Source organism: Sphingomonas oligophenolica (assembly GCF_039522915.1).
Classification (GTDB): Bacteria; Pseudomonadota; Alphaproteobacteria; order Sphingomonadales; family Sphingomonadaceae; genus Sphingomonas; species Sphingomonas oligophenolica.
The window spans coordinates 1-20,867 of record NZ_BAAAEH010000021.1 but is presented as its reverse complement, the minus strand read 5'-3'; the positions used below and the strand labels follow the sequence as shown (position 1 = coordinate 20,867).

17 protein-coding genes are annotated in these 20,867 nt (G+C 65.7%); 6 read left to right on the top strand and 11 right to left on the bottom strand.

What is annotated here, in order from left to right:
- Positions 1-45 precede the first annotated feature (45 nt).
- The gene (locus ABD050_RS10780) at positions 46-1,686 is read right to left on the bottom strand and encodes a thiamine pyrophosphate-binding protein (RefSeq protein ID WP_343889330.1); all 1,641 of its coding nucleotides are present in this window, start codon (positions 1,684-1,686) and stop codon (positions 46-48) included.
- Positions 1,687-1,900: 214 nt separating this feature from the next.
- Here ABD050_RS10780 and ABD050_RS10775 point away from each other — a divergent pair, with 214 nt between their 5' ends.
- Positions 1,901-2,218 carry an antibiotic biosynthesis monooxygenase gene (locus tag ABD050_RS10775; RefSeq protein ID WP_343889329.1) on the top strand — a complete coding sequence of 106 codons (318 nt, stop codon included), beginning with the start codon at positions 1,901-1,903 and terminating at the stop codon, positions 2,216-2,218.
- Positions 2,219-2,455: 237 nt separating this feature from the next.
- Here ABD050_RS10775 and grxD read toward each other — a convergent pair whose 3' ends face one another.
- The 6 genes from grxD to leuC all read right to left on the bottom strand — a co-directional run bounded on the left by grxD (position 2,456) and on the right by leuC (position 6,699).
- Positions 2,456-2,788, bottom strand: a complete 333-nt coding sequence (gene grxD / locus ABD050_RS10770; RefSeq protein WP_343889328.1) for a Grx4 family monothiol glutaredoxin — start codon at positions 2,786-2,788, stop codon at positions 2,456-2,458.
- A gap of 12 nt (positions 2,789-2,800) precedes the next feature.
- The gene (locus ABD050_RS10765) at positions 2,801-3,034 is read right to left on the bottom strand and encodes a BolA family protein (protein WP_343889327.1); all 234 of its coding nucleotides are present in this window, start codon (positions 3,032-3,034) and stop codon (positions 2,801-2,803) included.
- 15 nt (positions 3,035-3,049) lie between these two features.
- Positions 3,050-3,373 carry a DUF1476 domain-containing protein gene (locus ABD050_RS10760; RefSeq protein WP_343889326.1) on the bottom strand — a complete coding sequence of 108 codons (324 nt, stop codon included), beginning with the start codon at positions 3,371-3,373 and terminating at the stop codon, positions 3,050-3,052.
- A 189-nt stretch (positions 3,374-3,562) separates the two neighbouring features.
- Complete coding sequence (locus tag ABD050_RS10755) at positions 3,563-4,564, bottom strand: NADPH:quinone oxidoreductase family protein (RefSeq protein WP_343889325.1); 1,002 nt, start codon at positions 4,562-4,564, stop codon at positions 3,563-3,565.
- Positions 4,527-5,156 (bottom strand): 3-isopropylmalate dehydratase small subunit, encoded by a 630-nt coding sequence (gene leuD, locus ABD050_RS10750; RefSeq protein ID WP_343889324.1) that lies wholly within the window; start codon positions 5,154-5,156, stop codon positions 4,527-4,529. The genes ABD050_RS10755 and leuD overlap by 38 nt, the downstream gene beginning before the upstream one ends.
- Positions 5,157-5,256: 100 nt before the next feature.
- Positions 5,257-6,699: a 3-isopropylmalate dehydratase large subunit gene (leuC, locus tag ABD050_RS10745; protein ID WP_343889323.1), complete on the bottom strand. Its 1,443-nt coding sequence runs from the start codon at positions 6,697-6,699 to the stop codon at positions 5,257-5,259.
- A 432-nt stretch (positions 6,700-7,131) separates the two neighbouring features.
- Between leuC and ABD050_RS10740 the strand changes: the two genes are divergently transcribed.
- From ABD050_RS10740 to ABD050_RS10725, 4 genes are read left to right on the top strand one after another with little or no spacing between them, the layout of a single operon-like run.
- A complete protein-coding gene (locus ABD050_RS10740; RefSeq protein WP_343889322.1) occupies positions 7,132-7,656 on the top strand; it encodes a TadE/TadG family type IV pilus assembly protein in 525 nt (174 codons plus the stop codon).
- Positions 7,653-8,189, top strand: coding sequence for a TadE/TadG family type IV pilus assembly protein (locus ABD050_RS10735; RefSeq protein WP_343889321.1), 537 nt, complete (start codon positions 7,653-7,655; stop codon positions 8,187-8,189). Before ABD050_RS10740 ends, ABD050_RS10735 begins: the two co-directional genes overlap by 4 nt.
- Positions 8,186-9,631 carry a pilus assembly protein TadG-related protein gene (locus tag ABD050_RS10730; protein WP_343889320.1) on the top strand — a complete coding sequence of 482 codons (1,446 nt, stop codon included), beginning with the start codon at positions 8,186-8,188 and terminating at the stop codon, positions 9,629-9,631. The genes ABD050_RS10735 and ABD050_RS10730 overlap by 4 nt, the downstream gene beginning before the upstream one ends.
- A 39-nt stretch (positions 9,632-9,670) precedes the next feature.
- Positions 9,671-9,928, top strand: a complete 258-nt coding sequence (locus ABD050_RS10725) for a GlsB/YeaQ/YmgE family stress response membrane protein (RefSeq protein ID WP_343889319.1) — start codon at positions 9,671-9,673, stop codon at positions 9,926-9,928.
- A 117-nt stretch (positions 9,929-10,045) separates the two neighbouring features.
- On the opposite strand, the gene ABD050_RS10720 is transcribed toward ABD050_RS10725, so the two are convergent.
- Positions 10,046-10,921 carry a transferrin-binding protein-like solute binding protein gene (locus ABD050_RS10720; protein WP_343889318.1) on the bottom strand — a complete coding sequence of 292 codons (876 nt, stop codon included), beginning with the start codon at positions 10,919-10,921 and terminating at the stop codon, positions 10,046-10,048.
- Positions 10,922-11,558: 637 nt separating this feature from the next.
- Between ABD050_RS10720 and ABD050_RS10715 the strand changes: the two genes are divergently transcribed.
- Positions 11,559-12,350 (top strand): alpha/beta fold hydrolase, encoded by a 792-nt coding sequence (locus tag ABD050_RS10715; RefSeq protein WP_343889316.1) that lies wholly within the window; start codon positions 11,559-11,561, stop codon positions 12,348-12,350.
- Between the two features lie 133 nt (positions 12,351-12,483).
- Here ABD050_RS10715 and ABD050_RS10710 read toward each other — a convergent pair whose 3' ends face one another.
- From ABD050_RS10710 to ABD050_RS10700, 3 genes are all read right to left on the bottom strand, one after another.
- Positions 12,484-13,851: a hypothetical protein gene (locus ABD050_RS10710; RefSeq protein WP_343889315.1), complete on the bottom strand. Its 1,368-nt coding sequence runs from the start codon at positions 13,849-13,851 to the stop codon at positions 12,484-12,486.
- A gap of 84 nt (positions 13,852-13,935) precedes the next feature.
- On the bottom strand, positions 13,936-14,499 hold the full coding sequence (locus tag ABD050_RS10705; protein WP_343889313.1) for a DUF5681 domain-containing protein: 564 nt from the start codon (positions 14,497-14,499) through the stop codon (positions 13,936-13,938).
- 351 nt (positions 14,500-14,850) lie between these two features.
- Positions 14,851-20,867 (bottom strand): hypothetical protein (locus tag ABD050_RS10700; RefSeq protein WP_343889312.1); only part of this gene is annotated, 6,017 nt, incomplete at its 5' end.

The following is a 20,867-nucleotide window of genomic DNA, read 5'->3' as shown; positions in this document are numbered from 1 at the left end:
AGGTGATGAAAGGGCTGTTCCGGGGCGACCGGCGCGGCCCTTTCGCTATTGTCGCAGGGCGGAGATCGTCGTGCCCGGCGTAATGGCCTCGATGTCCGTCTTCAGGTGGAGCAGCCGCACCCCCGTCTCCGCCATGGCGCGGGCAAGGGCAGGGGCGAACGCCTCGGTCGTCTCAACCGTCTCCGCCCAGCAGCCATAGGCGCGCCCAAGCGCGGCGAAATCGGGATTGCGCAATTCGGTGCCCGAAATCCGCCCCGGATATTCGCGCTCCTGGTGCATCCGGATCGTGCCATACCCGCCATTGTCGACCACCACCACGAGCATGTTCGCGCCATGCCCGACCGCGGTGGCGAGTTCCTGCCCGTTCATCAGAAAGCAGCCATCGCCCGCCAGCGCCACCACGGTGCGATCGGGATGGCGCAGCGCGGCGGCAGTCGCCGCCGGCACCCCGTAACCCATCGCACCGGCGGTCGGCGCAAGCTGGCACCCGGGCCCGGCGTAACGCCAGTAACGATGCCACCAGCCCGAATAATTGCCGGCGCCGTTGCAGAGGATCGTATCGGCGGGCAGCGCCTCGCGCATCGCCGCGACGCATGGACCGAGATCAAGCTTCAGGTCGCGCGGGGCAGGGGTGGTCCATGCCTCATAATCGGCACGCGCGGCCGCGGCCGCATCGAGCGGCGGCATGTCGATCGAAAGCAGCGCGCCGGCGAATTCCCGCATTCCCGCACAGATCGCGAGATCGGCGCGATAGGCGCTGTTCACTTCGTTCGGGTCGGGATGGACATGCACCAGGATCTGGCCGGGATGCTCGGTCGTCACCAGCGTATAGCCGTCAGTGGTCGCCTCGCCGAGGCGCGGCCCGACCACCAGCAGCAGGTCGGCATCCTTCACGCGCTCGACGAGCTTGGGATTGGGGCCATAGCCCAGATTGCCCGCATAAGCGGGCGACGCATTGGGGATCGCATCCTGCCGCCGGAACGCAGCGACCACCGGCAGGCCGCTCCGTTCGGCGAAAAGCTGGAAATCGCGCGCCGCATCGGCATCCCAGCCGGCGCCGCCGATGATCGCCACCGGTCGTACCGCTTCCCCAAGCACCCCCGCGAGCGCTCCCATCACGATCGGGTCGCACGCCTGGACCGCGCGCCCGACCTTGGGCCGATCGACCGCCATCACCTCGTCGAGCAACATATCCTCGGGCAGCGCCAGCACCACCGGCCCCGGCCGCCCGGACATCGCGACGTTCCACGCCCGCGCGACATATTCCGGAATACGCGCCGCATCGTCGATCTTCGCCGCCCATTTCGCGATCGGGCCGAACATCGCCGGGAAATCGATCTCCTGGAAAGCCTCGCGATCCTTCGTCCCGCGATCGACATCGCCGATGAACAGCAGCATCGGCTGCGAATCCTGCATTGCGACATGAACGCCGATCGAGGCGTTGGTCGCACCCGGCCCGCGCGTCACGAAGGCGACGCCCGGCCGCCCGGTAAGCGCGCCGTCGGCGCACGCCATGAAGCCGACACCGCCCTCCTGCCGGCACACCACCAGATCGATCTCGGGCGTATCGTGGAGCGCGTCGAGCACGGCGAGGAAGCTCTCGCCGGGGACGGTGAAGATTCGGTCGCAGCCTTGCGCGACCAGCTGATCGACCAGGATTCGGCCGCCGGTACGGAGTTTCGTCATCGGCAATTCCTAGACCGTGGCGACGCGATTTGCTAACCCGTCAGCGTCGAAAAGAAGCAGGCCGGTATCGGTAAGCCCGGCCACCCGCTCCCTGATCCATTCTCAGGGGGCGATCTCCGTATCCGCTTCGGTGGAACCCGCGACAGGAAGGGACGCGATCGCCGCGTCTCAGGCCTGTCGGGTTGTGCCTGCAGGCCCGTTATGGAGAACGACAATGCCGATGATCATATCCGGAACCGGAGTCATCACCCAGATCAACGTCTTCACCTGCACGCCTGCCAACCAGGCAGCGCTGATTGCGCTGCTCGCCGAAGGCGCGCGATCGGTCAGCGATGTCGAGGGCTGGATGTCAGCCAGCATCCATCGCGGCCTCGCGGGCGACGCGGTGGTGAATTATGCGCAATGCCGGGATCAGGCGGCGCAGGACAGGGTGATGGCAAGGCTGCGCGCAAGCGACTTCTTCGCGAGGAACGCCGCGCTGGGTACGGCGCATCCCGGACTCTACGAGGTTGCCGCCACCATAGAGCGGTAAGGGCAGCTGTCGGAATGGCTTACAGTCGGGGTCGGGCGCTCAGAAGCATTAACCATCGTCCACCCCGGTTTTCCGTCATCTGTTCCAATTGGCACGCAGGATGCTTAGTATCAGGCAGCCGAGCGTTTTACGCTTCAGCAGGGCGGGTCGATGTTCCCCCCGGATCTCGCGTCGATCCGCCCTACCCGGCTTCTCCATCCCATCGCCGGACGTTTCGCTGAGCCGAGCCGCACGCGCTTACCCGGCCGAGACGACGCCCTGTTCCTCGAACAGCTGCGCAAGCTCGCCGCTCTCGTACATTTCCATCATGATGTCGGAGCCGCCGATGAACTCACCCTTCACATAAAGCTGGGGGATGGTCGGCCAGTCCGAAAACGCCTTGATGCCCTGGCGCACGCCCTGGTCCTGAAGCACGTCGACGCTGTCGAACTCGGCGCCGAGATGATTGAGGATCGCCACCGCCCGGCTCGAAAAGCCGCATTGCGGGAAGAGCGGGCTTCCCTTCATGAACAGCAGGACGTCGCTCTTCGCGACCATTTCTGCGATACGGGCCTGTGCGTCGTCAGTCACGATTGTCACTCCTCACTCGGGTACTGCGGTGGTGAGCTGAAGCGCGTGGAGCACGCCGCCCATCCGACCGCCCAAAGCGGCATAGACCGCCTGGTGCTGCTTGATTCGGGGCATGCCCCGGAAACTCTCGGCGACGACGCGCGCCGCATAATGGTCGCCGTCCCCGGCAAGGTCAGTGATCTCGACCCGCGCATCGGGAATGCCCCCGGTGATCAACGCCTCGATCTCTTCTGCCGCCATCGCCATGTTATTCGCGCCCCATCATTCGGACTGCATCAGCTGGCGGCGCGCCTCGATCGTCTGCTCCTCGATCGCGCGACGGATTGCGCCCTCATCGACCTCGGCGCCGGCCGCGGTCAGGTCGCTGACCAGCTTGCGGATGACATCCTCGTCGCCGGCTTCCTCGAACTCGGCCTGGACGACCGCCGAGGCATAGGCGTCAGCCTCCTCCTTGGTCAGCTTCATCAGCCCGGCGGCCCAATGGCCGAGCAAGCGGTTGCGCCGCGCGGTGATGCGGAACGCCATCTCCTCGTCGCGCACATATTTCGTCTCGAACGCCCGCTCGCGATCGTCGAAGGTGGTCATTGGCTAGTCCCTTTGGCGGCTGCGATTATCTTGAGCCGAGATAGGGTGGGCGAGACAGATAGGCAACGGGGCTTAGAGCCCCTTCCCTTCAGGGGAGGGGTTGGGGTGGGGTAGTGCTTCAAACAACGGCGTGGTGGCGGAAGAGTCCCCCGCCCCCACCCCTCCGCTGAAGGGAAGGGGCTTTTCGGGCTATTCCCCCACCGTCACCACAAGCTTCCCGATGGCGCCCCGCGCGGCCATCCGGGCGATCGCCTTGCCGCCATCCTCGAATGCATAGGTTTCGGTGACCCGCGGCGATATCTGGCCGTCCTTCCACAGCCTGAACAGCCGCTCGATATGCGCCTGGTTCGCCTTGGGCTCGCGCGCTGCGAAGGCGCCCCAGAACACGCCGCACACGTCGCAGCTCTTCAGCAGGGTCAGGTTGAGCGGCAGGCGCGGGATGCCGGCGGGGAAGCCGACCACCAGGTAACGCCCCTCCCAGCCGATCGAGCGCAGCGCCGGCTCGGCATAATCGCCGCCGACCGGATCATAGATCACGTCGGCGCCGCCAGGCCCGAGCGCTGCCTTGAACTGGTCGGCCAGCGCCTTTGACTGGTCCTTGTCGAACGGCGCGCGGGGATAGACGAGAGTCACATCAGCCCCGGCTTCAGCCGCCGCCGCCGCCTTCTCCTCGGAGGATACGGCCGCGACAACCCGCGCCCCGAACGCCTTGCCGAGCTCGACCGCCGCCAGCCCGACGCCGCCCGCTGCACCGAGCACCAGCAGGGTATTCCCCTCGACCAGATGACCCCGGTCGAGCAGCGCATGGATTGTCGTCGCATAGGTCAGCAGCAGCGCCGCGCCCTCGGCGAAGCTGCGTCCTTCGGGCAGCCTGAACAGGCTCGTCGCCGGCAGCGCGATCTTCTCGACCAGCCCGCCCGATCCGGTCGTCGCGATCACCCGGTCGCCCGGCGCCCAGCCCGTCACATCCTCGCCGACGCTTTCGATTACGCCCGAAATCTCGCTCCCGGGCGCGAAGGGGCGGGGCGGCTTGAACTGATATTTGTCCTCGATGATCAGGACGTCGGGATAGTTGATCGAGCAGGCCTTGACCGCGACCACGACCTGTCCCTTGCCGGCGACCGGATCGGGCAGCTCGTCGATTTCCAGCGTTTCAGGTCCGCCCGGCGCTTTCGACAAGAGTGCCCGCATCTGCCCTATCTCCGCTCATCCACGGCCGGTTCATGGCGACACCAGCCTCATATTTCGAAATCGCGGTATCCCTTGCCAGCGTCAGGCCGATCTCGTCCAGCCCCTCCATCAGGCATTGCCGGCGGAAAGCGTCCATTTCGAAGACGAAACGATCCTGAAAGGGGGTCGTGACCGTCATCGTCTCAAGATCGATGGTCACCGAATCGGTTTTCGCGACATCGAGCAGCCGGTCGATCGCCTCTTGCGGCAGCACCACCGAGACGATGCCGTTCTTGAAGGCGTTGCCCGAAAAAATGTCGGAAAAGCTCGGCGCGATCACTGCCTTGATGCCCATGTCGGCAAGCGCCCAGGCGGCATGTTCGCGGCTCGATCCGCAGCCGAAATTGTCGCCGGCGATCAGTATCGGGCTGCCGGCATAGCGCGGGTCGTCGAAGATATTGTCGGGTTGCGCGCGCACCGTCTCGAACGCGCCCTTGCCGAGCCCCTCGCGGGTGATCGTCTTCAGCCAATGCGCCGGGATGATGACGTCGGTGTCGATATTCTTCGCGCCCCACGGATAGGCGCGGCCTGAAACCTGGCTGACCGGATCCATTATGGTGCCGCGATTGTCTCGGGCGCGGTGCTCGCGCTGGCTGCATAGGCGGCGATGCCGGAGAGTACCGTGCCGAGGATCAACAAGATCAGTGCGCGCTTCATGACGACTTCCCCCCCATCAGGTCGCGGACATCGCTCAGCTTGCCCGTGACAGCCGCCGCAGCGGCCATTGCCGGGGATACCAGATGCGTCCGCGCGCCCGGCCCCTGCCGTCCTACGAAGTTTCGATTCGAAGTGGAAGCGCAGCGTTCGCCGGGCGGCACTTTATCCGGATTCATCGCGAGACACATCGAGCAGCCCGGCTCGCGCCACTCGAAACCCGCCGCCAGGAAGATGCGGTCGAGTCCCTCGGCCTCGGCCTGGCGCTTGACCAGCCCCGATCCCGGCACCACCAGCGCGCGCACGCCATCAGCGACGTGCCGGCCGTCGGCGACCGAGGCCGCGGCGCGCAGATCCTCGATCCGGCTGTTCGTGCAGCTGCCGATAAACACATGTTCGACCGCGACGTCCTGCATCGCGGTGCCGGGCGTCAGCCCCATATAGGCAAGCGATTTGCGCGCCGCGTCGCGCTTGGCCGGATCGGCGAAGCTGTCCGGATCAGGCACGCGGCCGGTGATCGAGACCACATCCTCGGGGCTGGTGCCCCAGGTCAGCGACGGCGCGATATCGGTCGCATCGAGCCGGACCGACCGGTCATAGGCAGCGGCCGGATCGCTCGGCAGGGTCTTCCACCACGCGACCGCCTTGTCCCAATCCTCGCCGGCGGGCGCCATCGGCCGGCCCTTGAGATAAGCGAAGGTCGTCTCGTCGGGCGCGACCAGCCCGGCGCGCGCGCCGCCCTCGATCGACATGTTGGCGACGGTCAGCCGCCCTTCGATCGACATCGCGCGCATCACTTCGCCGGTATATTCGAGGACATAGCCGGTGCCGCCCGCCGCGCCGATCCTGCCGATGATCGCGAGGATCACATCCTTGGGGCTGACGCCGAAGCCGAGCGATCCGTCGACCCGGACCTCCATCGTCTTCGACTGGCTCAGCAGCAGGGTCTGGGTGGCGAGGACATGCTCGACCTCGCTCGTGCCGATCCCGAAGGCGAGCGCGCCGAGCGCACCATGCGCCGAGGTATGGCTGTCGCCGCAGACCAAAGTGGTGCCGGGCAGGGTGAAGCCCTGCTCGGGCCCGACGACATGGACGATGCCCTGCTCGGCCGCGACCGCGTCGATATAGTCGATCCCGAACTCGGCGCAGTTGCGCTGCAGCGCATCGAGCTGCGCGGCGCTTTCCGGGTCGGCGATCGGCAGCCTTTTGCCCGCTGCATCGACGCGCGCCGTGGTCGGAAGATTGTGATCGGGCACCGCGAGCGTCAGGTCGGGCCGCCGCACGCGGCGCCCGGCGGCGCGCAGGCCGGCGAATGCCTGCGGGCTCGTCACCTCATGGATCAGATGGCGGTCGATATAGATCAGGCAGGTGCCGTCATCGCGCCGTTCGACGACGTGCGACGCCCAGATCTTTTCGTAAAGGGTAAGCGGACGGGAGGCCATGCCGAGCGCTCTAGCCCTTTCTTGCGCTCGATCAAGGCGCTGTGGCATTTAGTTGCGCGCGTCGGACGGCGAGCGGTGGCCGGCACGGGACGGATTGCCCACCAGCTATCGATCGGGATTCTCGAGAAAAATTCGTTCAAAACGAAGTTGGTCTAAATATTATTTCAAGTATGAATTCTCTATACTCCATGCAGTAGCGAATACTATGGATCTAATTTGACTTGTAATAGGGCCGGTGATGTTGTAACAGCTTCGTTATGATATGCTATAAAGTCAACATGAACCTGACATGACAGGTTGATGTCGCATTTTTCATCTGGAATTCTATCACAAACGTTTGAAATTTTACTTTGTGTTTAGCCTGTTCCGGCTACGCATCGAAAAATGAAACGGCCCCAGACAGCCTGGATTCAAGCGATCGCTCGGTGCCGCGTGCACCGGGCGCGGGGCACGCTGATCGCCGACCAGCGGGGCGCAGCCATCCTCGAATTCGCGTTCATCGCTGCGCCGCTGATGGCGCTGCTCATGGCGATTGTCGTGACCAGTACGGTCTATTTCGCCCAGCAGGGCCTCGAGACCGCCACTGAAGCGACCGCGCGCGTGCTGATGACGGGCACGGCGCAGAGCAACGGCTATTCGGCCAGCCAGCTCAAACAGGCAGCGTGCAACGCGCTGCCGCCCTATATGAAATGCGCCAGCCTGATGGTCGATGTGCAGAGCGCCAGTTCGTTCAGCGCGATCAGCACTGCCGCCCCGACCATCACCTTCGACAGCCACGGCAACGTCACCAACAGTTTTTCGTACACGCCGGGCAATTCCGGGGACATCGTCATCATTCGGCTGATGTATATCTGGAACCTGCCGACCGGCCCGCTCGGCTTCAACCTCGCCACGCTCGGCAACGGTCAAAGGCTGCTGGTCGCGACCTCGGTCGCGAGGACGGAGCTCTACTCGTGACCGCCCGGCGCACCGCCCGCAGGCTGATCGCTGACTGCGCCGGCGTCTCGATGGTCGAATTCGCGCTGACCGCGCCGTTCCTCATCCTGCTCTATCTCGGCACCTATCAGGTGTCGGACGCGGTCAGCTGCAACCGCAAGGTGACGATCACCGCGCGCGCCGTCGCTGATCTCACCTCGCAATATTCGAGCGTCAACAACGTGTCGGAAGCGTCGATCATCGCCGCGTCGGCGCAGATCATGGCGCCGTACGATACCTCGAAGGCGACGATCATCGTCTCGGAACTCTATACCGACACCAACGGCCTCACCCGGATCGTCTGGAGCCGGGCGAGCGGTGCCGTCACCCCGCATGCCCAGGGGGCGACCTTCATCGCCAACCCGATGGTCGTCACCAACGGCACCTATTCGATCGTGGCCGAGATCACCTATGCCTATGTGCCGGCGATCTCCTTCGGGGTGGTCGGGCCGCTGACGCTCGGCGACACGATCTATATGCGCCCGCGCATCTCCTCGTCGGTGGACATGACATGAGCCTGGCCGCTGCTTCCCGCCGCTGCGCGCGCCGCATGCTCGCGCTGTCCGCCAGGCTGGGCCGCGACAAGCGCGGCAATGTGCTGATGATCGTCGGCCTCTCGATCATCCCCCTGACATTCTCGGCCGGCATGGCGATCGATTACAGCCGCGCCATGCGCCTTCAGACCAAGCTCAACGCAGCCGCTGACGCAGCAGCCCTGTCCGCCGTCACGCGGCCGATGATGAACCAGTCGAGCGCGATTGCCTGCTCGACCGCGAAGAACATGTTCGTCGGCCAGTCGACCAGCCTTGCCGGGCTCACCATCAACGCGAACGACCCGGCCCAGCTCGCGATCACCGTAACCGACAGCGCCACGCCCGGCAGCGCGGGCACCACCACGACCTGCTCGAGCTCCAGCACGGCGACCGCCGCAAGCTATAGCCGCTCGGCGACGGTGAGCTATCATGCGACGTCGCAAAATGCCTTTGGCGGCATTCTCGGGCTTGCGACCCTGCCGATCCACGGCACCTCCACTGCCTATTCGGCGGTGGCGCCGAACATCGATTTCTACGTGATGATCGACACATCGCAATCAATGCTGCTGCCCGCGACCTCGGCCGGCCTGGCGACGATGACGGCGGCGACCAATGGCTGCGCCTTCGCCTGCCATCAGAGCAGCACCTCGGCGAGCGATCCCGGCCACACCCCCCTGGTCAATGGCCGCTATTGGGACAATTATCAGGTTGCCCGCAATGCCGGCATCGTGCTGCGTACCGATCTTGTCGCCGGCGCGGTCCAGGATCTTACCACGCTCGCCTCGACCACCTCGCAGAGCAACCATGCCGTCTACCGGATGGGCCTTTCCGATTTCGACTATATGTATCGCCAGCTCTGGCCGACCGCCGCGATCGGCGGCTTCAATGTCGACAGCAACCTCTCCACGGTCAGCTCGCATGTCGGCGATGCGCAGGTCGCCATCTATTGCACCAACAACCAGCGGATCTGCGGCACCGGCGACAATGACACTGACTCGAATTATACAGCTGCCTTGACGGGCGCCGCCGCGACCATGCCCTTGGCGTCGGGCTATGGCACCAACAATGCGGGCGACACACCTGAGGCAATGCTGTTCATCATCACTGACGGCATGCGCGACGAGCTTTATTCAGGCAGCCGCTATCTCGGCCCGATCCCGGCCAGCCTGTGCACCACGATCAAGAACCGCGGCATCCGCATCGCCATTCTCGACACGCAATATCTTCCGGCCTCGGCGTCCGACAGCTGGTCGATCACCAATGTGAAGACGCCCTATCTCTCGCCGACCGACAGGATCACGCCGGCGCTCACTGCGTGCGCTTCGCCCGGCCTGTTCTATCAGGTAACCACTGACGGCGACATTTCAGCAGCGCTCGCCACGCTGTTCCAGAAAGCTGTCGCCAGCGCCCGCCTGACTCAGTAGAACCATGCCCACCGGGAGAACATTGAACAGGGGGAATCCATGCACATTGTTCGTATGCTCATCGTGGGCCTGATCGTCGGCATCCTGGCGCGCTTCTTCTATCCGGGCGCAGTCCATATGCACCTCCTGGCGAGCATTGCCCTCGGCGTCCTCGGCTCGCTGCTCGCAGGCTTCGTCGCTCAGCTCGCCAGCGGCACCGCAGGCAAGCAGCCCTTCCACCCCGCAGGCTTCATCGCCTCGATCCTCGGCGCGATGGTGGTGATCTTCGTGGCACGGCATTTCCTGCACCTCGTCTGAGGGGCGGGTTCCCCGGGAGACTGCTTCGTTCGCTGAGCCGGTTCCGGCCGGGCCGTCGGGAACTGCGCGACCTTCATTGGGAGATGAGCTGTCGCCAGCCGACAGCTCATCCCGTTTTCAGTTCTTCCGGCCCGTCACGGCGCCGACTGCGGTAAAGCTGCCGCCGTTGAGTGACCAGTCATAGCCCATTTCCAGCGCTTGCGGGCCGAAAAAGGCTCCCGAAAACACGCCGTTGGCGCCTGTTCCCGCCAACGTTCCCGTAAAGCCGGGGCCGCCTGACCCAATCGAGCCAGTACCGGTGAAAGTGCCGAAGTTGGTCACTGTCGCGCCGGTCGAGGGCTGGGTTCCAGCGAGCGTCAGGGTGGTGGAGATCGCTCCGGTGCCGAAATTGGCGGAGAAAGTGGCGGTGCTGTTGCCGGTGAGGAGATAGGAGGGGGTCGCGCCCCCTGGCATGTTCGCCGCGCCGCCGACCGTAGTGGAATATGTCGCGGTTCCGGTTTTGGGCATATCGCTCGCGATGGTCGGCGCGCCGCCTACCGCCAGTCGAACAAGCGCGGTGTTGGTCGCCGTATCGAAATGTTGCCAGGAGCCGGTCAGGGTGTAGCTCAGCGGCACACCGGACACGGTGGGCACACTCAACGAAAACTGGTCGTGTATCGTGCCGGCGGTCTTGGCCCAAACCTGTGTTGTACTGCCCGCCGGCGGCGCCTGGATATTGGAAGGGTCGAACGTCACGGTGCTGCCATCGGGGGCAGTCAGCTTGTAGCTGTCGCTGGCCGCGGTGTAGGCGACGGTGACTCCGTTACCGAAGGCAAAGGTCGAGGTGTTCGAAAAGCCGCTTGGCGCGCTGTTATACTGGATGCCGCCTGTCTGGAACGTGCGGTCACCCGTCATGTCGGCGATCTTGGTATAGGAGGCCGGAGGCGTCGGTGTGCTGACCAGTGCACCGCCGCTGCCGCCGCTGCATGCCGAAAGCAATGCAAATATCGGCAATGCTGTACCCGGGAGGAATGCTTTCCGCAGAGCTTTCATACCCTAATCCCTTTCGATCAAATTGCTGAAGCGATGCCGAATCCAGCCGCGCCTCTCGTGTAATCATTAAGACCCATGGTGGCGCGATTGCGCTCCAGTCGCAGGCGGGCGAATGGTGGGAATCCCCTGATTGCAGGGCGCGCCAAGTGGCGCTTGCGGTGAGCGAGAATTGCCGATCCACCCGTGCTTCGGATAAGGCGCAAGACGCGCGTCGACGCTGATCAGCCAGCATCAACCCCAGCCGAAATCGCGCTTCGGCACGAAGCTGCGGGTCCCGATTGCTCGACAACGCCCGGTATGCGGCTTCTGCGGTTTCGAAATCACCCGCATCACGCGCCGCATCGGCACAAGCGAAGAATTGGGATGTGGTAAGCGAACTGGTCCGATCCGCTCCGTGCGGCGGAGCAGTTTGCTGGGGGGATGAAGGCCCGCCAACTGGCAGCGATATGCTGGCCGGCAAGGGTGCAGTCACTCAATCCGGTCATCCCCGGAAATCCTTCTGCCACGGTTCGTGCCGGATAATAGACCGGCCGGAAACATCGGTCTACGCGCGATCGGAAAACGAGGGTAATATGTCGCGGCTGATTGGAGTCCCCGAATGACCGAGCTGAAGGACCGGCATGGGATGACCCGGCGCGGCTTTGCCGGCACCGTCGCCTTGGCTGCCGCCGCACCGCTTGTCGCCACGCGTGCCCTTGCCGCGGCCGGCCCGACCCCAAAGGTGCGCAACGTCGTGCTCGTCCACGGCCTGTTCGCTGACGGCTCCTGCTGGTCGGAGGTCATCGCCCGATTGCAGCGCCACGGCATTAACGCCACCTCGGTCCAGAACCCCCTGACGACCCTGCCTGACTCAGTCTCGGCCGCCATGCGCGTGCTTGATCGGCAGGACGGGCCAACCGTGCTTGTCGGCCACTCCTTCGCCGGCATGATCGTCACCGAGGCCGGCATTCACCCCAATGTCTCCGCGCTGGTGTATGTGGCGGCCCGGGCGCCCGATGCGAACGAGGACTATGCCGCACTGGCGGCGCGCTTTCCGACCCCACCCGCGACCGCCGGGATCGTCTTCGACGGCGACGAGGGGCGGCTGAGCGAAGAGGCATTCCTGCGCGATTTCGCCGGCGACCTGCCTTCTGCCCAGGCGAAGATCCTCTACGCCGTGCAGACGCCCTTCCGGAAGGCCCTGCTCACCGGCCGGGTCAGCCACGCGGCCTGGCGTTCGAAGCCGAGCTATTATGCGGTCTCGACTGAAGACCGCACGATCAATCCCGATCTCGAACGGTTCATGGCCAAGCGCATGGGCGCGAGGACAATCGAGGTGAAGGCGAGCCATCTGTCCCTCATCTCGCATCCGGACGAGATTGCGGGGCTGATCCTGGAGGCGGCGGGGTAATCCCGGCGCCGCGGCCGAAAGCTGGCCGGTTCGACCGGATTGTGAAGACCGGCCGTCCCTGCGCGGAAGCCTCGCAAAGAGCACAGAACGCCCCACATCGAAACCCGGGCACCGACCGGGCAGGGACGTGCGCTCAGACCGGGTGGCGCGCGTCTATGAACCGGGCGGCCTCGTCGACGCCGTCGACGTCGCGGTGATGTTGTTCGGCCTGCAACTCCTGCAGCCGGAGCGCGAGACGTTCGATCGCACGGGTGAGCATCGCGTCGGCCCGCTCTCCCTCTGTTCCACTGAGCGAGGTGCGGACCTGTCGGTAGCGCTCGATGGCGTGCTCGAAATGGCTCTCGACGATCGCGCCGATCTCGTCGGCGAGATCCGGATCAAATCTGGTGCGGGAGAGGTTCTGGACTTCCCGGCCGTAGCGGTGGAGCGCGACAACCAGCGGCTCGCAATCAGTGATGGCGGCAAGCTCCGACAACTCAGCGACCCGCTTCTGGAACCGGGAAGACGCAGCCGCGATCGGCTGGCCGGACGGTTGCGCGTCAGGCGCGCGCGCGGGACGCGGCTGATCGGGTGCCGGCCGATCCGCGACTTTCTTCCTCGACCGACGCCACTGCCAGCCGGCGAAGATGATCACGCCGATATAGGCGAGCCATTTGAGCAACGTCAGGCCGCCACCGCCGCGTTGCTCCGTCGGTTCGGAAAGTTCCGACGCGCCGGAAGGAGCCCGTGCGGCGTTCGTGACGGCCGGCGCGCGGCCACCCTCGTCCCGCACGATTTTGCCGGCATCATTCCATTCGACGATGCGGAGCCTGGGCCCTCCCGAAGACCGCTCGTCGACGGCAGGGATCATTTTCATCCTGGCCCGGCTGGAGGGGTCATCCTCGGTGATCAGCGGGACAGATGCCCTGATATCGGAAAAATCAGGCGCACGCGGAGCAGCGGTGCCGGGACCGTCCATGTCGAGACGATCGGCATTGTAGGTGCCGTAGAAGATGCGCGGATAGACGCCGATCGCGCGCCTTGTGTCTCCGGCCATCGTCTGGATTTCTGCGGAGTCGTCATATGCGTAGTGGATGCGGGCACAGGTCTCCGATCCATTGAATGTTCCGACCGAGCTCGCGAAGCGAACCGGGATATCGGATGGGACACCCCTGACCGCCTGCGGATAATAGCCTGACGCGACGACTGCTTTCACCCGGTCCCTGACCGCCGACAGATCCCAGAGAATGGGTTCGTAGGCGGCGACGACGAGCACGACCGGGCCGCTTCCATGGCCCGTCACGGTGAGCGTGTGCACGGCGTTGTTGTTGCTGCCGGCGAGCAGGAACGGCAGGGTTTGGCCGGTACTGCTTGAATAGACGCTGAGGGCGACGACCTTCGCACCCCGGGTAATGCCGGCCGGGAGACAGGACAGCGCGCGCGCCGTTGCCGGCGGCGAGGATGGCATCTCGGCGGAGGGCGCGGCGACCTGAGCGATGGCGAGGAGTGACTGAAGCAGCATTGAGGCCCGATCATGCCGCCGGCGCGTTAAGACGAGGTGACCAGTCCGCGAACCGCGAACAAGGGCTTGGACGGGCTTCGGACATCACGTCTCCTCGCCGTCCTCATCAACCCGGATCACCGCCTCCTGCGAACCCATGTCGACGATGATGTCCTCGGCATAGGGATCATAGCTCTCGTCCACCTCCTCGCCCCGCGCCCATTGGCGTTTGCGCTCACGCGCTTCCCACGCCTTGTCCTCGCGCTCGGTCACATTGTAGATCGCGATCTGGGCGCGCTTCTGCTCGGCCTCGGCCGCCCGCACCATCTCGGCCCAGCGGCGCTGCGCGACCTGGCTGCCGGCCAGCGCCGCCATGCCGATCGCGCGGAAGATCGCCTGGTTCATCGGCATCTCGATCTCGCTGTCGCCCTGCCGCACCGTCACCATGCTATAGGCTTCTTCCAGGATCACCTGTCGCATCGGCTCGTCGGCGCCGCGCAACCGCTGGCCCGGCGCACCGCTTCGGCGCGGCCTGCCGGCCGGGTTGCCCGATTGCCCCTTGCGGAAGCGATATTCGATGGGCGGCTTGCCCGGCCCCACGATCCACCCGGTGGTGGCTGCCGTATCGGGCGCGTTTCCGACGCTCGATTCAATCTTTCCCTTGCTCATGGCAGTGCTCCGTCGATGAACGATCGCAGCCTGAAAGCTGATTTCGAGAAAGAGTTGAATCGGCATAACGGGTGCCGTTGCTCCGGCTCTCCCTGCTATCGCCGACACGCCTCCCTGTTCCGCAGGCGCCCTCCCTGTTATCGTCTATCAGGGAGAATGGTCTCTATATCACTGATATATATTGATAATTTTTCCAACAAATCGGCCGAATCCGGGCCAAAAAAGAATCTCTCCCTGTTCCGTCCCTGTTACCGCCCGATAACAGGGAGCCGGCCGCGGTTCGGCCAAACAAAAAAAGCGGCGGACGACCGGTTTCGATCGTCCACCGCTTTTTGAACGCGAGTCGTGTTGTCAGAAGTTGAACCGCACCCCGGCATTCAGGCTGAAGCTGTGCAGCCCCGTCCCGTCGTTGATGTTGCCGACCAGGAAGCCCGTGACTCGACCGTCCCTGGCCCTGGCGGAGACGCCGGCCGAGTAGCGGACGGCATCGTCCCAGGTCGTCGTTGCCAGCGTGAAGTTCGTCACCGGTGTGCCGAAGCTGTAGACCGCGCTGTCACCGCGTGACCAGTTCTTGAGGTACGAGACGCTGGCAAAGGGTTCGATCACCACGTCCGGGTCGCTTCCGGCGCGATAGGAGACGCGCAGGCCGCCTTCGCCCGTCTCGGTCTTGTCCTTGCCCGGTATATAAGCGGTGATCGCGTCGATCGGCAGGCTGTCGATGCTGCTGTCGGCATAGTTGAAGCCGACGAACGGCGTCGCGGCGAAGCCGGTCTTGCCGCCGAACCGGTAGGAGGCATGGACCGATCCCGCCGTCGCGGTGCCGTCGAGCTTCTGCGGTGCGCCGGTGCCGAACAGCACGGGTAGGACGACCTTGTAATGCCGCCATTCGCCGCGCACCGTGCCATCGAGCTGGAAGGCGCCGTTGCCGACCGCGACATAGCCACCCAGGAAGGGCGTCTCGACCTTGAGCTGCTCAGTGCTCGATAGGTCGGCCTGGCCCTTGTACCAGCCGCCCAGCACGCCGACATGGACGTTCCATCCGCCGCCGCCCAGGTTCAGCAGGCCGAGATCGGCCCCCATGGTCAGCGCCATATTGTCGGTGCGCACCTCGTTGGAGCCCGTCACGACGATACCGCCGCCGGTGAGGGTCGAGTCGATCGTCTGGCGGGTATGGCCGCCGGCGCCGCGCATCCACAGGCTGAACGTCTTCTGCCCCGCCGACGGATTGGCCCGCTCGCTCAGATAGGGGCTGATCGGATCGTCGAGCGTCGCAGAGGCTGCCTCGGCGACATAGGAGAGGCTGCCCAGCGACGCCGATTGCGGATTGATCTGCTGGATCAGGCCGAATTGACGGTTGTTTGCCGGGTTCTGGCCGAAATGCTCGAGCACCAGCCCGGTGGTCGGGAACGCCGTGTTCGAGGTGAAGGCAGTCGCGGCTGCACCCGGCGTCACCGTCACCACCGGCAGGAAGCCGCCGGAGACGAAGGCGCGTGGACCGACCAGGTTCATCGCTACATTGGTGTTGCCGGCGGCCGTGCCGCCGATGTTCAGGCGGTCGGCCGTGGCCGTGGAGGTGCTGTAGTCAGCGAGGAACTGGCCCCCGCCGATATAGTTGCCGCCCACCGTCACGACATTGCTCGTGATGTTGTTCTGCGCGTTGATGATTCCGGTGTTGGTCATCGCGCCATTGGTGGCGAAGAAGCCGGCGCCGACGAAAGTGATCCGGCCCGAGTTGACGGTGTTGCCCGCAAAGAGGACCGAACCGCCCGCGCCGATACTGGCCGAGCCGGCATTGACGAAGTTGCCCGAGACGCTCGAGCTGCCGGATCCGAAATTCATCGCGGCGCTGCCGGCATTGGTCACCGTCGAAGTGGCGACGTTCGAGCCGCTCACATTGAGCGCGCCGTTCAGGCTCCCGAGGTTGTTCAGCGTGAAGCTGGTGTTGTTGAGCGTCGCGAGCACTGCGTTGGTGCCGCCGGTGATCGTCCCTGAATTGAGGATCGTGGCAGCCCCGGTGCCGGTCGAGGTCATCCTGATCGCGGTTCCGGTCCCGGTGATCTGCCCTGCATTGCTGACGCCGAGCGCCGCGTTGATGCCGGCAAGGTCGATGCCGACGACGCTGCTGATGCTGCCGGTATTGGCCTGGTTGACCGTGAGCCCGCCAACCGCACCCGAGCCGGTCGAGGTCAGCCTCACGCCGATATTGTCCGCCTGGATCAGGCCGGCATTGATGACGCTGATCGCACCCGAGACAGTCGTCTGGTCGATGCCGATCAGCGGATCGATCACACCGGTCGCGCTGATGTTGGTGACGATATTGCCCGAGGTCGAGCGGCTGTAGATGCCCGCCGCGGCGGCATGGATCGTGCCGTTCACAGTGATGGTTGTCGTGCCCGAGGATTGGCCGCTGTTGGTCCAGATCCCGGCCGAGCCCGCCGCATTCGCCGTGACGACACCACCGGCTGTCAGGGTGACGTCGATCGTGCCGCTATTGGCCGCGGCGGCTGCATTCTGCGCGACGATCGCCGACGCACCGGTTGAGGAGACGCTGCCCGTGGTCACCGCGATGTTGCCACCGTTCGACTGGGCGAAGATGCCGTTGCCGGTGGTCGCGTGGACCGGGCCGATCGCGGTCACCATGGTCGTGCCCGAGCCGGCATTCTGGGCGAGGATGCCCGACGTGCCACTGGTCGACCCGTTGGCGGTCACGTTGACCGCCCCCGCGCCGCCTGCCGCACTCTGCGTGGCGACGATGCCCGCACTGCCGGTGGACGTGACGCTGCCCGATGTCACGGTGACATTGCCGCCGTGCGACAGCGCGTAGATGCCCGTGCCGCTGGTCGCCGTGACCGGGCCGACCGTGGTCACGCTGGTGGTACCCAGGCCCTGGTTCTCGGCATCGATGCCGAACCGTGCGTCGACTGACCCATTGGTGGTCACATTGACGTTGCCCGTCGCCGCGGCCGGAAGGATCGCGGCCACCATCCCGGCATTGCCCGCCCGGATGTTGCCATTGGCGACCTCGGTGACGTCGCCGGTCAGCGAGGCGGACACGGCATAGACAGCGTCCATGCCTGCCGTCAGCGCGGTCACCGCGCCGGTGGTGACGCTGATGCCGCCGCCCGCCGCCGTGTCGGCAACGACGATGCCATTGCCGCCAGTCGAGCTGCTCGCGCCCGAGATGTCGACCGTGACCGTGCCAGAGCCGTTGTTGAAAATGTCCGCCGCGTCCCCGCTACCGCCGGCGAACCCGCCGGTGCCGGTCACCGAGATGTTGCCCGCGCCGCCGGTGCCGCCGACCAGGTTCAGGCCGCGCGTCGCGCCCGTCACCGTCTGGTCGACCGCCACGGTTACCGCATCGTTGCCGGTCGCCAGGATGCCCTCAGCCGCCGTGCCGGTCACCGTTCCGTGCGTGGTGATGCCGATCGTCCCGGTACCGACATTGTTGGCGATGATACCGGTCGTGCCCCAGACATTGCCCGCGGTCACATCGACATTGCCTGCTCCGGCTGCGCTGGTCTGCTGCGCGATGATCGCGGTGTTGCCGGTCGAGGTGACATCACCTGCGTTCACCGTGACGGCGCCGCCGGTGGTGAGCGCGAAGATGCCGTTGCCGCTGGTCGCGGTGACCGGACCGACCGTGGTGACGCTGGTCGAGCCCGACCCGAAGTTCTCGGCGTCAATGCCGAACCGCGCATCGATCGACCCGTTGGCGGTCACGTCGATATTGCCGGTCGCGGCCGCCGGGAAGATCGCCGCGACCATGCCGGCATTGCCGGCCTGGATGTTGCCGTTGGCGACCTCGGTCACATTGCCGGTCAGCGACTGGCTCAGCACGTCGATCGCGTTCTGCCCCGCGGTCAGCGCGGTCACCGCGCCGGTGGTGACGCTGATGCCGGTGCCGAGCGCCGTATCGCGCACCACGATGCCCTCGCCGCCAGCCGAACTGCTCGCGCCCGAGATGTTGACCGTGGTCGTGCCCGAACCGTTGTTGAGGATATTGGCCGCATCGCCGGTGCCGCCGACGAACCCGCCGGTGCCGGTGACGCTGATGTCGCCGGCGCCGCCGGTTCCGCCGACCAGGCTCAGGCCGCGCGTCGCGCCGGTCACCGTGTCGGCGACCGCAACGCTCACCGCGCCGTTGCCCGTCGCCAGGATACCCTCGGCTGCAGTGCCCGTCACCGTACCGTTGGCGGTGATGCCGATCGTCCCGGTGCCGACATTGTTGGCGATGATGCCGGTCGTGCCCGAGACATTGCCCGCGGTCACATCGACATTGCCTGCCCCGGCTGCGTTGGTCTGCTGCGCGATGATCGCGGTGTTGCCGGTCGAGGTGACATCACCTGCGTTCACCGTGACGGCGCCGCCGGTGGTGAGCGCGAAGATGCCGTTGCCGGTTGTCACATTGACCGGACCGACCGTGGTCACGCTGGTCGAGCCGGTGCCGAAGTTCTCGGCATCCACGCCGAACCGCGCGTCGATCGAGCCGTTGGCGGTCACGTCGATATTGCCGGTCGCGGCCGCCGGGAAGATCGCTGCCACCATGCCGGCATTGCCCGCCTGGACATTGCCGTTGGCGACTTCGGTCACATTGCCGGTCAGCGACTGGCTCAGCACGTCGATCGCGTTCATGCCCGCGGTCAGCGCGGTCACCGCGCCGGTGGTGACGCTGATGCCGGTGCCGAGCGCCGTATCGCGCACCACGAAGCCATTGCCGCCGGTCGAGCTGCTCGCGCCCGAGATGTCGACAATGACCGTGCCCGAGCCGTTGTTGAGGATGTTCGCCGCATCGCCCGACCCGCCGACGAACCCGCCGGTGCCGGTGACGCTGATGTTGCCGGTGCCGCCGGTTCCGCCGACCAGGCTCAGGCCGCGCGTCGCGCCGGTCACCGTGTCGGCGACCGCAACGCTAACCGCGCCGTTGCCCGTCGCCAGGATACCCTCGGCTGCAGTGCCCGTCACCGTACCGTTGGCGGTGATACCGATCGCGCCGGTACCGGCATTGTTGACGACAATGCCGGTCGTGCCCGAGACATTGCCCGCGGTCACGTTGACATCACCCGCACCGGCAGCAGAAGTTTGCTGCGCGATGATCGCGGTGTTGCCAGTCGAGGTGACATCACCTGCGTTCACCGTGACGGCGCCGCCGGTGGTGAGCGCGAAGATGCCGTTGCCGGTCGTCACATTGACCGGGCCGACCGTGGTGACGCTGGTCGAGCCCGACCCGAAGTTCTCCGCGTCGACGCCGAACCGTGCGTCGATCGAGCCGTTGGCGGTCACATCGATATTGCCGGTACCCGCGGCATTGAGAATAGCCGCCACCATGCCGGCATTGCCCGCCTGGATATTGCCATTGGCGACCTCGGTCACATTGCCGGTCAGCGACTGGCTCTGGACGTCGATCGCATCCTTGCCTGCGGTCAGCGCGGTCACCGCGCCGGTGGTGACGCTGATGCCGGTGCCGAGCGCCGTATCGCGCACCACGATGCCCTCGCCGCCCGTCGAACTGCTCGCGCCCGAGATGTTGACCGTGGTCGTGCCCGAACCGTTGTTGAGGATGTTGGCCGCATCGCCGGTGCCGCCGACGAACCCGCCGGTGCCGGTGACGCTGATGTCGCCGGTGCCGCCGGTCCCGCCGACCAGGCTCAGGCCGCGCGTCGCGCCCGTCACCGTCTGGTCTACCACAACGGTCACGGCGTCGTTGCCGGTCGCCTTGATGCCCTCGGCGGCGGTGCCGGTCACCGTGCCATGCGCGGTGACGTTCACTGCCCCGCTACCGAAGTTGTGCGCATCGATGCCCGTCGTGCCCGAGACATTGCCTGCTGTCACGTCGACATTGCCCGCGCCAGCGACCTTGGTCTGCTGGGCGATGATCGCGGTGTTGCCGGTCGAGGTGACATCACCCGCGTTCACCGTGACGGCGCCGCCGGTCGATAGCGCGAAGATGCCGTTGCCGCTGGTCGCGGTGACCGGACCGACCGTGGTCACGCTGGTCGAGCCCGACCCGAAGTTCTCCGCGTCGACGCCGAACCGCGCATCGATCGACCCGTTGGCGGTCACGTCGATATTGCCGGTACCCGCGGCATTGAGAATTGCCGCCACCATGCCGGCATTGCCCGCCTGGATATTGCCGTTGGCGACCTCGGTCACATTGCCGGTCAGCGACTGGCTCTGGACGTCGATCGCATCCTTGCCTGCGGTCAGCGCGGTCACCGCGCCGGTGGTCACGCTGATGCCGGTGCCGAGCGCCGTATCGCGCACCACGATGCCCTCGCCGCCGGTCGAGCTGCTCGCGCCCGAGATGTTGACCGTGGTCGTGCCCGAACCGTTGTTGAGGATGTTGGCCGCATCGCCGGTGCCGCCGACGA